Raw genomic sequence first — 12,631 nt, 5'->3', positions numbered from 1 at the left:
AGCCGTACGAATGGTTTTCTTGTAAGCGTTTGGAAAAAAGAAGCCGGGCCCGTGCCCAATAAGGCCGGGCCCCGGTTCTTAGAACAGGTAAGCGGCACCGACAATAATCAACAGAATAAACAGCACAACAATCAGCGCAAAGCTGTTGCCGTATCCGCAGCCATAGCCACCGCCATAGCCGCCGTATCCGCCGTATCCGCAGCCCCAAAAGCCCATATTTTTCACCTCCGTCTTTCCGTCGTGCAATGTTAATGTATGCAAGATGGAAGGCAGAAGTTTGGACGTTTATCAAGGAATAGAAAAAAAGCATTCTGATCCGGGCGGCCCTGGCACTGCTTTCCTGCACGTCCGCCCCGGTTTTCCGCCAGAATGCGGCCATGTTTGCCAGTCCGGGATTGTTCGCCGGCAAACAAGTTTTTTTGTCTATTTGAATTGCTTTTCCTACAGTTTTTCCCATGAGCGGTGCCGGTGGCTTATTTTACGACAAGCACATCCACATCCGCATTTTTTACAAGGCTTTTGCTTACACTTCCAATGAACAAACTTTTTACAGCATTTTTTCCGCTGCTTCCGGTAATGATGCAGTCTACATTCTCGTTGCGGGCGAAATCAATGATGCTGTCGGCCACCTTGCCTTCTAAAATATGGGTATCGGCTTTGACCCCTTTTGCATCCAATAATTTGCGGGCATGATTCATGACTTCCTCCGCATCGTTCAGGATGAATTGCTGTGTGGAAGGTTCATCAACAGGCGGCGGGTCAACCGGGTAAACCCGCCCGTCCAGCCCCGGAACGGAAATGGTTGGCGGCACGCCGATGTTTTCATCCGGTACCGGTGCTGCCACTTCACTTTCCTGGTTCACGTGGACAACGGATAATTTTATATCTCTTAAGGCAAGGGCAAATGAACAGGCCCTGTCCAGCGCTTTCCGGCTCCCCTCCGAGTCATCGTATGCAATGGCAATATGCTGATACATGTACCATCATCCTCTCATGTATGGCTTGGAACACCCTCTTTTCTTTACCCGGAACGAGAAGAAAAAAACGGTTTCAGCATATTTTTTTGGTTTTTAAGAACTGCATTTTCTACAGGGGTCATTGATTTTTCCGGCCATTCATAATATCCTTTTGCTTAAGGGCCAATCAGCCGGGTGTTTGAGATAGCAGTTTCACAGATTGGGGAAAGATGAGGACATCGACAGATATGAACAAATTCAAACCTTATATAGATAAATTCAGACCTTATTTCTGGGGATTTTGGAACGGTTTCAAAAAAGTTTGGAAAAGAGCCCATATGACTCAAATTATCATTCTGGCCGCCTCTCTTTCATTGCTTGGCTTTTTAGCTTTTTTTGCTTATTACGCAAAAAGCGCGAATGTCGGGCAGTTAAAAAAAGGGCTGGAACAGACGACCGTTATTTATGACAAAGACGGGGACACAGCAAGCAGAATTTCTGCAAACCGCTCGGAAGGCGTATCGATTAAAAAAATGCCGGAAGACCTGCAAAATGCGGTAGTAGCAATCGAAGACCACCGTTTCTACAAACACCACGGGTTTGATATCATCGGTACCTTGAGCGCTCTTTTAAAAGATATCCGGATCGGCGGGGCGGCTGCCGGGGGAAGCACCATTACCCAGCAATTAACGAAAAATGCGCTACTTTCCCCGGAACGGACATTAAAAAGGAAAATTCAGGAGCTTTTTTTGGCGATTGAAATTGAGAAGCATTACACAAAAAAAGAAATTTTGGAGATGTATTTAAACCAGGTCTATTTCGGGGAAGGCGCCTGGGGTGTTGAAAAAGCGGCCAATAAATATTTTGGAAAAGACGTGGAAGATCTGGACTTATCCGAATCGGCAACTTTGGCGGGCCTTGTTAATTCACCGAATGCACTCGACCCGTACCGCCATTATAACCGTGCCATTCACCGCCGCAATGTCGTGCTTTTCGCAATGAAAGAGTACGGGATGATCACGAAATCCCAGTATGAACAGGCAAAAAGCGAAAAGCTTGCGCTAAAAGATAAAAAAACAGATGCGCTGACGGTCAAATACCCATATTACGTCGATGCGGTGCTGGACGAGGCAATCGATCAATATGGCCTGACACAGGAAGAGATCTTAACAAGAGGGTATAAAATTTATACGGCAATGGATCAAAATATTCAAACGGCATTGGAAAATGTTTACCGGCAATCATCACTCTTTCCGTCCGGCACATCCGGCCAGATCATCCAAAGCGGGGCAATCCTTGTAGATCCGTCAACCGGCGGCGTCCGCGGTCTTGTCGGGGGAAGGGGAGAAAAAGTATTCCGCGGCTTCAACAGGGCAACGCAGCTGAAACGGCAGCCTGGATCGATCATGAAGCCGATTACCGTCTATACGCCGGCACTTGAAGAAGGGTACAACCCCGAATCGATGCTGCAAGATAGAGTAATGACGTTTAAAGGCGGTTATGCGCCGAAAAACTATAACAACCAATATCTCGGTAAAGTGCCGATGTACATGGCTGTCGAAAAATCGCTCAATCTTCCTGCCGTCTGGCTGTTGAATAAAATCGGGGTGGAAAAAGGGTACGAATCGGCGAAAAAATTCGGCATCCCGGTCACCAAGAAGGACAAGCAGCTCGGCATTGCGCTCGGGAATATTCAAAACGGCGTTTCCCCCGAAGACATTGCCGAAGCCTACACCACGTTTCCAAACAACGGGAAACGGTCGGAAGTGCATATCATTACAAAAATCGTGAGCCCGACCGGAAAAGTTTTGGTAGCATATAAAGACAAGCAGGAAAGGGTCATATCGAAAAAAGTTTCCCAGGAAATGACATCCATGCTGCTGAATGTTGTGGAATCCGGAACCGGCAAAGGGGTAGCGGTCCCCGGTTATAAAATTGCTGGAAAAACAGGCTCCACCCAATTGCCGTTCAGCGGGGTTGACGGTACAATGGACCAATGGTTTGCGGGCTATACGCCTAATCTTGTCGGGGTGGTCTGGATGGGATATGACCATACAGACCGGAACCATTATTTATACGGCCTGAGCGAACAGGGCATTGTGCCGGTTTTCAACAGCGTGATGAATGCCACGCTAAAATATACAAAGCCGGGTGACCTCGGGGTGGAATCTATCAATGACCAGAAGGAAAACGGCAACCCGTTAAAAGAAAAACTGCAAAACATCGATGAAACGATAAAAGAACAAGTTGATAAATTGCAGAAAAAAATCGAGGATAACCAGGGATTCTGGAAAGGTGCAGCAGATAAGTTGAAAGAGCAGCTGAAAGGAATTCTTGGCCAGTAAACATACTCATTTATAAAGCCGGAATGTCTTTCAATCAGGGGAGGCGTTTCGGCTTTAATTGTTGATTGCCTTTCAAAAAGGTTGCGGGGGACTGCATGCTTTCCCCCGTATGCTGCTTCATTCCGCAACCTGGGAGAGTGAAAAGCACTTGAAGAACGGACATTTGTCCTATTAAATAAAACTGAAAAATAAGAAAATAATTGGATGCTGGCCCGGTTGGAACTTGACCCGGCAAAAATGAGGCTGTTGTATGGTTTCTTTGATTTTTATTTAAAAGTGAACGAAGAAGAGGAGGCGGAAGTAATGAAAACATTAAAATGCTGGACACGGACGAAGCAGAACAAGTACTGAAGCTGCCAAATTCCTACTTTGACCGCGGGTATAGGAAGGAAAGAAGAGAGAAAAACGATTGTTTCCAGGATGCTCAAGAATGGCCTGGAACTACAATTGATTGTTAAAATGACCGACCTGAGCCGGACAGAAGTGGAAAAAATAAAACAGCAACTGGAGCATTCCTAAGGCGCAACACAATGCAGCGGGAATCTGAAAAATTCCCGCTTTTTAACAGGAGCTGTCCATGAAATTTATCGCAAGGCAAGATAGGCAATCAAGTTTAAAACAAACGGGGCCATCACGATGCCCAAAGCGATGGCAACGATTGCCATAGGCAAATATTGTTTTTTCATAAACCCGTTCATAAATTCCCCACCCTTAGCTGTTTAATCCTCTCTTACAGGGTAGCATCCACAGCCGGTTTATGCAAGCCTCCATCCATGTTTTTTCATTTTTTCGAACCCGCTTTGCCGGATGCAGGGAGCGGGACAAGTCAAGGCAAAGAATAGATGTCCGCGCGCGGCGGCCCCTACAGTTTGGATTTCTTCAGTTTTCCTTGCTCAACCAATTCCCTGATGGCCTTCTCTATTTCACGAGGGTCCGTGTCAAATAAATCGGCCAGCTTGACAGCAGACAGTGCAGTATATTTCGGTTCTTTTGTGGATGATATGATCATGTTTTTGATTCGTTCATACAATTTCGCTTGTTCCATGGTTTAATCCCCTTTTTTAAAAAACTGCTTTTATTATGCACAAAACGGCAAAGAAACAATCCCAAAGCAGTTATAGAAGAAAGCCAATTGGCAATCCTAATAAAAAAGGCATGAAATGGGGGCCGATGATGGAAGAAACAACCTTTTCGATTCGAATAAACGGGCAAGAACTGGCGGCGCGTAAAGGGCAAACGATTTTGGAAGTGGCCAATGCCCACGATATATACATCCCCGCCATCTGTTACCACCCGAATCTCGGATCAATTCAAACTTGTGATACCTGTTTTGTGAACGTGGACGGGAATTTGGTACGGGCATGTGCAACCAAGGCAAAGCCGGGAATGGACGTGGAGTCCGTTTCCAAACCTGTAAAAGATGCCCAATATGAAGCAATGTCACGGATTCTGAAAAACCACGAGCTTTATTGCACTGTGTGTGACAACAATAATGGCAATTGCGTTGTCCATAACACGGCCGAGCATCTTGAAATCGAGCATCAGAAATACCAGTTTGAAGCCAAACCCTACCCGCCGGACCAATCCCATCCTTTTTACCGCTATGAACCGGACCAGTGCATTCTTTGCGGAAGGTGTGTGGAGGCCTGCCAGGATCTGCAAGTCAATGAAACATTGACGATTGACTGGGACCGGGAAGTGCCAAGAGTGATCTGGGATCAGGATGTTCCTATTGATGAGTCCTCATGTGTATCTTGCGGCCATTGCGTCACGGTCTGCCCGTGCAATGCGCTTATGGAAAAGTCCATGCTCGGGGAAGCAGGGTATTTAACCGGCATCCCGCCAAAAGTGCTGGAGCCGATGATTGATCTCACAAAAGAAGTCGAACCGGGGTATAAAGAAATTTTCGCCATATCCGAAATGGAGTCGGCGATGCGGAAATCGAGAATCAAAAGAACGAAAACCGTTTGTACCTATTGCGGGGTCGGCTGCAGTTTTGAAATTTGGACAAAAGGGCGCCATATTTTAAAAGTTGAGCCGCAGGAACATGCGCCGGTAAACGGCATCTCGACATGTATCAAAGGAAAGTTCGGGTGGGACTTCGTCAACAGCGAAGAGCGTTTGACAAAGCCGCTTATCCGCAAAGGGGAAGAATTTGTTGAAGCAAGCTGGGATGAAGCCCTGAATCTGATCGCAAGCAAATTGCAGGAAATAAAAGAACAGCACGGGCCGGACGCGCTTGGCTTTATCGCTTCATCCAAATGTTCGAACGAAGAAAACTATCTCTTTCAAAAATTTGCCCGCGCGATCATCGGTACCAATAATTTGGATAATTGCTCGCGTTACTGCCAGTCGCCGGCAACGTCAGGGCTCTTGCGGACCGTAGGCATCGGCGGGGACTCCGGCACCATCCGGGATATCCAGCAGGCGGATTTGGTGGTTACGGTGGGCGCGAATCCGGCCGAATCCCATCCTGTCCTTGCGACACGCATAAAACGGGCGCACAAATTGCACGGGCAAAAACTTATGGTCGTCGATTTAAGGGAAAACGAACTGGCCAGCCGCGCCAATTTATTTATCCATTCGAAGCCAAGCACGGATTTGATTTGGCTTAATGCTGTGACAAAATACATTCTCGATCAGGGCTGGGAAGACAAAGCATTTCTTGAAGCCAGGGTCAAAGGGTTAGACCGGTTCAGAGCTTCACTGGAAAAATACACGCTGGCATTTGCCGAAGAAAAAACCGGCATTTCCAAAGAGAACTTAATCAAAATGGCAACGATGATCCATGAAGCCAAATCCGTTTGCATTCTTTGGGCGATGGGCATCACCCAGCACATATGCGGGACTGATGCAAGCACGGCCATTTCCAACTTGTTGCTGGTTACCGGCAATTACGGCCGCCCTGGGACGGGGGCATATCCGCTCAGAGGGCACAATAATGTGCAAGGCGCCTGTGATTTTGGAACGATGCCCGCCTGGTTCCCGGGCTACGAACCGGTAGAAGATAACGAAGTAAGGGAACGATACGAAAAAGCTTGGGGGGTTAAACTTCCGGAAAACCCGGGGCTTGACAATCATCAAATGATCGGCGGGATAGAAAGCGGCAAGCTCCGGGGGCTCTACCTGTTCGGTGAAGAAATGGCGATCGTTGATTCCAATATTAATTTTGTGGAAGAACATCTGGAAAAGCTCGACTTTTTTGTTGTGCAAGATATGTTTTTCAGCAAAACGGCCCAATTTGCCGATGTGATCCTGCCGGCTGCGCCGAGCCTTGAGAAAGAAGGAACGTTTACCAATACGGAACGGCGCATCCAGCGCTTTTACCAGGTATTTGAACCGATGGGCGAATCGAAGCCGGATTGGGTCATCTTCCAGGAGCTCGCGAACAAAATGGGCGCCCAGTGGCATTACCAGCATCCCGGCGAAATCATGGCGGAAGCGGCAAGCCTGGCAAAGTACTTTGCCGGCATCAGCTACGAGAGACTGGAAGGCTTTAACAGCCAAATTTGGCCGGTTAAAAAAGACGGTACGAGCACGCCGCTTCTGTATCAAGACCGTTTTGCCTTTCCGGACGGCAAAGCCCGGCTTGTGCCGGTTGACTGGGAACCGCCTTTTTCAGCCGGAGAGGGATTCGATTACCATCTTAACAATGGCCGCCTGCTAGAACAGTTCCATGAAGGAAATTTGACGGACCGTTCCCCGGGCATTCATCACAAAGTGCCGGAGCCGTGGCTTGAAATTTCACCGGAGGCGGCGGAAGAACGGGGGATAAAAGACGGGGCGCTTGTACGGCTGACATCGCCTTACGGAAAGGTGAAAGTGCGGGCTGTTGTGACCGGGCGGGTTCAAGGAAAAGAATTGTACTTAACGATGAACGCCCGGAAAGAGAATGAAATGGTGAACCGGCTGACGAGCAGCTATCATGACCGGGTGACCCATACCCCGAACTACAAAGAAATAGGCGTAAAAATGGAGATTTTGGAAGAAAAAGGAAAAACGCCACTGCCAAAGGTGAACCACCGTTACGGCAACCGGATTCCGCAAATCAGTGTAAGAGTGGAAGAAAAATGGAAGCGGGATGACTTTATCCCGATCACGGCACTATTTTCACCGGGAGGAAAAGCAGATGGCGAAGGTGACCAGGCAAACGGGACGGGCCGGTAATCGGAAAGAATACCGCGGGCGGGAAGGCTCTGTCCCGGCCGTGAAATTAATAAAGCCGGGAGGGAAAGCGTATGGCGAAGGCGATCAGGCAAATTAAACAAGTGGATCCGGCCCCAGAAGAATGGCAGGCAGCGTCTATGTCGGCGGTTGTAAAGGCAGCCGCTGAAAACGGGGAATCACTGATTAAATTGTTGGAGATCATCAAACAGCTGGATGGCATGGGCGTGCTCAACGCGATGGAAGGCCTGCTCCAAAACCGCGTTGATGTTGCCGAAATTGCTTTAGGGCAACTGAACCAGCCCGCCATGTACCATGTCATCAAAAACGGGATGAACGTATTTAAATTTTTAGGTTCCATCGATCCGGAACAACTGCAAACGATCCTTTCAGGCATCACGAGCGGATTTGAAAAAGCAGCTCAATCCGGGGGGCAGGAGAGCCTGTGGAAGCTCGGAAAAAGCATGCGCTCCCCGGAAGTGAAACGGTCGCTTGCTATGATGGCTGGCGTTTTGGCGGGGATGGGGGAAGCCATGGAGCAAAACCATTCGCTTCCTAAAGGAGGAACCGACATTGGCTAAAGGGATGTTGAAAGTAAGTGATATGGTAAATGAAGAAGATGCCGCCAAAGTCCGACGCGCCCTGAATGAAGTCTGGGGCGTCCGCGAAATTGAAATAAGCTTGGCAAGAAAAGAAGCGACGTTTACCTATAATGACCAATCGGCATCCTGCCACGACATGGTGCAAGCCGTGACGGAGCAGGGATACCGTGCCGAAATGATGGAACCATAAAAGGAGGAAGGCACTTGAAAGTATGCGAAATCTGCGGTTCCCAAGCACCGGAAGAAAACGAAGCGGAATCAAGAAGAGTGCTTTATGTCTGTGAAAACTGCCGGACCGACCGGAAATTCGATTTTGAAGATGAAAATTAAGCAAATGGCGTTGCGGCATCGCAACGCCATTTATATGCGCATATTTTCCGAAAAAATAGCGCCTTTATTGCCGGCTGCCCATATCCCCGAAAGCATGGGACTTCTTGCCATTGCATATACTAAAACACAAAAATGTTGTAAAATAAAAAACAAAAGCAAGAGAAGCCTTCTATCATTGCCAAGGGGGGAATGTTATGGATCTTCAAGTCGGATTGTGGCAAAAGCAATCAATGAAACTGGCAATGACCCAGGAATTAAAGCAAGCAATAGAGGTTCTTCAGTTCTCGTCCCAGGAGCTCGCATCTTTTTTGGAAGAAAAAGCTGCAGAAAATCCTCTTATCGAACTGTCCAGCACCAATATTAAACTGGTCGATTCCCGTTTTTCCGGCTTGAGCCGTGCAAAGGGGCAGAAAAAAAGCCAGGACAAAAACTGGATTGAACAAATTCCTGCACAGACGGAAACACTCCCGGATTTTTTGATCAGCCAATTGGATATGAAAGCGTTGCCAAACGCAATCGTGAAAGCGGTCCAACTTTATGCGCGCCATCTTGATGCAAACGGCTATCTTACAATCCAGGTTCAGGAAGCGGCAAAAATGGCTGCCATTTCCGAAGAAGATGCCGAAAAAGCGCTTGGCATTCTCCAGTCGCTGGATCCGGCCGGAATCGGCGCAAGATCGCTTCAGGAATGCCTGCTGATCCAGATAAAAAGGGATCCGGATGCGCCCGGGCATGCGGAAGAATTGATCAGTCGCCATTTTCTCGATTTTGCCGAAAAAAAATGGAGAGGCATTGCGAAAAAACTCGATATCTCCCTGCAGGAAATTCAGCGGGTATCTGATTATGTGCAGACATTAAACCCGCGTCCGGGATCCGGTTTTATGGCGGATCGGCCGCAATACATCGTTCCTGATCTTTTGGTCAAAAATCACGCGGGAAAGCTCGAATTGTATCTTGTAGAAAACCAGGTTCCAAAGCTCCGCTTGAATGAAAGCTATGCAAGCATGAATCCGTCCGGAGATGCCAGCGTCACCCGCTATTTAAAAGAAAAAACGCAGGAATACTACTGGATCCGAAAAAGCATCGAAAGTCGGAAAGAAACGCTGCTGAAAGTCGGTGCAGCACTGCTTGAAAAACAGCGGGATTTCTTTTTATATGGAAAAGGGCATTTAAAGCCGCTTACGATGAAAGAAATTTCGGATGAAATCGGGATGCATGAGTCGACAGTGAGCCGCGCAGTGAGGGAAAAGTATATGGAAACGCCGTTTGGGACTTTTCCATTGAAAACATTTTTCACGACCGCCTTGCCGATCCGTTCTGCCGGCGGGGAAGAAGCGGCATCGAGCGCCGAGGTCAAAAATGAAATTTCAGCACTTGTAAGCAGGGAAGACAAGCGGAAGCCGCTTTCCGACCAGGCAATTGTGGCTGTATTAAATGAAAAAGGGTTTGAAATCTCGCGCCGAACAGTGGCAAAATACCGCGAACAGCTCGGCATTCCGTCATCTTCCAAAAGAAAAAGGTACGAATAAGCAGGAAAAAATTTTTCAAACCGGAAGTTGCGCGTTTCTTCTGCCGGAAAAAAAGGGTGAACCGGACGGGAACGGGCAAACGCGCGCCTTGCGAAAACAAATAACCGAACGGTGCATTTAAAACCATTCCTGTTTGTGTATGCCGGGAGCACAGCCCATGCTCCTGCCACGAATGGCCGGAAAGGGAGATGATTTTAAAATGGAACTGGTGCTGTATACAAGAAAACAATGCCCGCTTTGTGCGGAAGCAAAAGAACAGCTGCAACGCCTGCAAAGGGAAATCCCGTTCCGGCTGATTGAAAAAGACATCGAATCATGCGATGCGTGGACGGAAAAATACGGCCTTATGATCCCGGTTGTCGAGTATAAAGGGGAAATGCTCGGATATGGGCGAATTCACCTTTTTGCCATAAAGGAGCGCTTACATGAAATTCATGAGCAATAATAGTTGAAATGCAAAATTTATCCTGCTAGAATGAAACATGTAGCGAGGGTAATTTTTTTTGAGGCAGGCGGGACAAAAAATGTCTCTATGGGACTCAACACGACCTACATAATTATTTAAGGGAGTACATCGTCTATGCGATCGTTGATAGAGGTTCAAAAAAAATTATACCCCGATATCCTCGCTGTCATGCAAAAACGATACCGGATCCTTCGTTCCATTTCTTTTGCGGAACCGGTCGGAAGAAGAACATTGGCGCAAATGCTCGGCATGTCAGAACGCGTACTGAGGAGCGAAACGGATTTTTTGAAAAATCAAAAGCTCATTGACGTAAAACCCTCGGGCATGTCGGTGACAAATGACGGTGCTGCCTTATTACAAAATATGGAAAGCATGATGAGAGAAATATCGGGTATAAATGAAACGGAAGAAAAGCTGAAACAAGCTTTGGGCCTCGAAGACGTGGTCGTGGTTCAAGGGGACAGCGATAAAGAACCGTGGGTAAAAAACGAGCTTGGAAGGGCTTGTGCTGTAAGAATGAAAGCCGCCTTAACGGGAAACAATATAATCGCTGTAACCGGAGGATCGACAATGGCCGCAGTCGCAGATGTGTTAACTCCCGATATCAGTGCCAAGAGGCAGCTGCTGTTCGTGCCGGCCAGAGGCGGGATCGGTGAAGATGTCGCAAACCAGGCCAACACGATCTGCGCAAAAATGGCGGAAAGGACCGGCGGAAAACACAGGGTATTATATGTGCCTGACCAGGTCAGCCCGGAAGTGTACAAATCGGTCGTAAATGAGCCGTCCATTAAAGAAGTTCTTACCCTTATTAAACAAGCGGATATTGTGCTGCACGGCATTGGCGAAGCCATGACGATGGCAGAGCGCCGCAAGACCGGAAAAGAAGAGATGGAGAAAATCATCCGCGGGCATGCAGTCGGCGAAGCGTTCGGGTACTATTTTAATGAACATGGTGAAATTGTTCACAAGGTCCGGACGATCGGCCTGCAACTTGAAGATTTACACCAGATCCGCCATATTTTTGCGGTTGCCGGCGGGGCATCCAAGGCAAAGGCCATTAAAGCCTACATGAACACGAAGCCGGAATCCACTGTTCTGATTACGGACGAAGGGGCGGCAAAACAAATTCTCGCTTGGCGCTAACCTGTTTTTAAAAGGGATAACCCTTTTGAAATATAAAATTTTTACGACTCAAGGAGGAAATACAAATGGCAGTTAAAGTTGGTATTAACGGATTTGGACGTATCGGACGTAACGTATTCCGTGCTGCTCTAGGCAATCCTAATGTTGAAATCGTCGCAATCAATGACCTGACAGATGCAAAAATGCTTGCACACTTGTTAAAATATGACTCAGTTCATGGCAACCTCGAAGAAGAAGTCACTGTTGACGGTGATTCCATTGTTGTAGACGGCCATAAAGTAAAAGTTTTGGCTGAACGCGAACCTGCAAATCTCGGATGGGGCGACCTCGGTGTTGACGTTGTTGTTGAATCCACAGGCCGTTTCACAAACCGTGAAGGGGCTGCGAAACACCTTGAAGCAGGCGCAAAGAAAGTCGTCATTTCCGCTCCTGGCAAAAACGAAGATATTACGATCGTAATGGGCGTTAACGAAGAAAAATACGATCCTAAAAATCATCACGTTATTTCGAACGCATCCTGCACAACAAACTGCCTGGCGCCGTTTGCAAAAGTGCTGCATGAAAAATTCGAAATCAAACGTGGTATGATGACAACTGTTCACTCTTACACAAACGACCAACAAATCCTTGACTTGCCGCACAAAGACTACCGCCGTGCTCGTGCAGCAGCACAAAGCATCATTCCTACAACAACTGGTGCTGCAAAGGCTGTTGCCCTTGTATTGCCTGAATTGAAAGGCAAATTAAACGGTATGGCAATGCGCGTTCCGACTCCAAACGTTTCTGTTGTTGACCTTGTTGCTGAACTTGGCAAAGACGTAACGGTTGAAGAAGTAAACGCAGCATTGAAGGCAGCAGCTGAAGGTGAATTGAAAGGCATCCTCGCTTACAGCGAAGAACCGCTTGTATCCCGTGACTTCAACCATACAACGGTTTCTTCCACAATCGATGCGCTTTCCACAATGGTTATCGAAGGGAACATGGTAAAAGTTGTTTCCTGGTATGACAACGAATTCGGTTACTCCAACCGTGTTGTTGACCTTGTTGAATACATCGCTTCTAAAGGCCTTTAATTTGAACGATAAAACGTTGCAGG

The 12,631-nt window shown here is 47.6% G+C and carries 11 protein-coding genes and 2 pseudogenes; 10 read left to right on the top strand and 3 right to left on the bottom strand.

The features are described 5' to 3' along the window. Positions 1-78 precede the first annotated feature (78 nt). Positions 79-156, bottom strand: a pseudogene (locus NSU00_RS11700) (YjcZ family sporulation protein); the annotation flags it as partial. Between the two features lie 317 nt (positions 157-473). Beyond that, positions 474-977, bottom strand: a complete 504-nt coding sequence (locus tag NSU00_RS11695) for a universal stress protein (RefSeq protein WP_017553697.1) — start codon at positions 975-977, stop codon at positions 474-476. Positions 978-1,204: 227 nt separating this feature from the next. Here NSU00_RS11695 and NSU00_RS11690 point away from each other — a divergent pair, with 227 nt between their 5' ends. After that, positions 1,205-3,301 (top strand): transglycosylase domain-containing protein, encoded by a 2,097-nt coding sequence (locus NSU00_RS11690; RefSeq protein ID WP_340702857.1) that lies wholly within the window; start codon positions 1,205-1,207, stop codon positions 3,299-3,301. A gap of 204 nt (positions 3,302-3,505) precedes the next feature. Beyond that, a pseudogene (locus NSU00_RS16075) lies at positions 3,506-3,820 on the top strand (DUF4351 domain-containing protein); the annotation flags it as partial. A gap of 343 nt (positions 3,821-4,163) precedes the next feature. Here the strand turns inward: NSU00_RS16075 and NSU00_RS11675 are convergent. Beyond that, complete coding sequence (locus tag NSU00_RS11675; RefSeq protein ID WP_340702855.1) at positions 4,164-4,346, bottom strand: PCI domain-containing protein; 183 nt, start codon at positions 4,344-4,346, stop codon at positions 4,164-4,166. Positions 4,347-4,474: 128 nt separating this feature from the next. Between NSU00_RS11675 and fdhF the strand changes: the two genes are divergently transcribed. The 8 genes from fdhF (at position 4,475) to gap (ending at position 12,608) form a co-directional block, all read left to right on the top strand. Next, positions 4,475-7,468 (top strand): formate dehydrogenase subunit alpha, encoded by a 2,994-nt coding sequence (fdhF, locus tag NSU00_RS11670; RefSeq protein ID WP_340702854.1) that lies wholly within the window; start codon positions 4,475-4,477, stop codon positions 7,466-7,468. A gap of 71 nt (positions 7,469-7,539) precedes the next feature. After that, positions 7,540-8,046 (top strand): DUF1641 domain-containing protein, encoded by a 507-nt coding sequence (locus tag NSU00_RS11665; protein ID WP_285958805.1) that lies wholly within the window; start codon positions 7,540-7,542, stop codon positions 8,044-8,046. Beyond that, positions 8,039-8,257, top strand: a complete 219-nt coding sequence (locus NSU00_RS11660) for a heavy-metal-associated domain-containing protein (RefSeq protein ID WP_013860194.1) — start codon at positions 8,039-8,041, stop codon at positions 8,255-8,257. Before NSU00_RS11665 ends, NSU00_RS11660 begins: the two co-directional genes overlap by 8 nt. Before the next feature lie 14 nt (positions 8,258-8,271). After that, a complete protein-coding gene (locus tag NSU00_RS11655) occupies positions 8,272-8,397 on the top strand; it encodes a hypothetical protein (RefSeq protein WP_013860193.1) in 126 nt (41 codons plus the stop codon). A 194-nt stretch (positions 8,398-8,591) separates the two neighbouring features. Further along, positions 8,592-9,926 (top strand): RNA polymerase factor sigma-54, encoded by a 1,335-nt coding sequence (gene rpoN / locus NSU00_RS11650; RefSeq protein ID WP_340702853.1) that lies wholly within the window; start codon positions 8,592-8,594, stop codon positions 9,924-9,926. 199 nt (positions 9,927-10,125) lie between these two features. Continuing rightward, on the top strand, positions 10,126-10,371 hold the full coding sequence (locus NSU00_RS11645) for a glutaredoxin family protein (RefSeq protein WP_340703924.1): 246 nt from the start codon (positions 10,126-10,128) through the stop codon (positions 10,369-10,371). 135 nt (positions 10,372-10,506) lie between these two features. Beyond that, positions 10,507-11,535, top strand: a complete 1,029-nt coding sequence (locus NSU00_RS11640) for a sugar-binding transcriptional regulator (RefSeq protein ID WP_017551321.1) — start codon at positions 10,507-10,509, stop codon at positions 11,533-11,535. A gap of 65 nt (positions 11,536-11,600) precedes the next feature. Further along, positions 11,601-12,608, top strand: a complete 1,008-nt coding sequence (gene gap, locus NSU00_RS11635) for a type I glyceraldehyde-3-phosphate dehydrogenase (RefSeq protein ID WP_340703711.1) — start codon at positions 11,601-11,603, stop codon at positions 12,606-12,608. Positions 12,609-12,631: the final 23 nt, after the last annotated feature.

Source organism: Weizmannia sp. FSL W8-0401, assembly GCF_038009125.1.
GTDB lineage: Bacteria > Bacillota > Bacilli > Bacillales > Bacillaceae_C > Weizmannia > Weizmannia coagulans.
The sequence above is the reverse complement of the archived record's forward strand: the minus strand, read 5'-3'. Positions and strand labels throughout refer to the sequence as shown.

Bases quoted from the DNA above. Each gene is read 5' to 3' on its own strand.
- NSU00_RS11695 (WP_017553697.1), bottom strand. From the start codon at position 977: ATGTATCAGCATATTGCCATTGCATACGATGACTCGGAGGGGAGCCGG.
- NSU00_RS11690 (WP_340702857.1), top strand. From the start codon at position 1,205: ATGAACAAATTCAAACCTTATATAGATAAATTCAGACCTTATTTCTGG.
- NSU00_RS11675 (WP_340702855.1), bottom strand. From the start codon at position 4,346: ATGGAACAAGCGAAATTGTATGAACGAATCAAAAACATGATCATATCA.
- fdhF (WP_340702854.1), top strand. From the start codon at position 4,475: ATGGAAGAAACAACCTTTTCGATTCGAATAAACGGGCAAGAACTGGCG.
- NSU00_RS11665 (WP_285958805.1), top strand. From the start codon at position 7,540: ATGGCGAAGGCGATCAGGCAAATTAAACAAGTGGATCCGGCCCCAGAA.
- rpoN (WP_340702853.1), top strand. From the start codon at position 8,592: ATGGATCTTCAAGTCGGATTGTGGCAAAAGCAATCAATGAAACTGGCA.
- NSU00_RS11645 (WP_340703924.1), top strand. From the start codon at position 10,126: ATGGAACTGGTGCTGTATACAAGAAAACAATGCCCGCTTTGTGCGGAA.
- NSU00_RS11640 (WP_017551321.1), top strand. From the start codon at position 10,507: ATGCGATCGTTGATAGAGGTTCAAAAAAAATTATACCCCGATATCCTC.
- gap (WP_340703711.1), top strand. From the start codon at position 11,601: ATGGCAGTTAAAGTTGGTATTAACGGATTTGGACGTATCGGACGTAAC.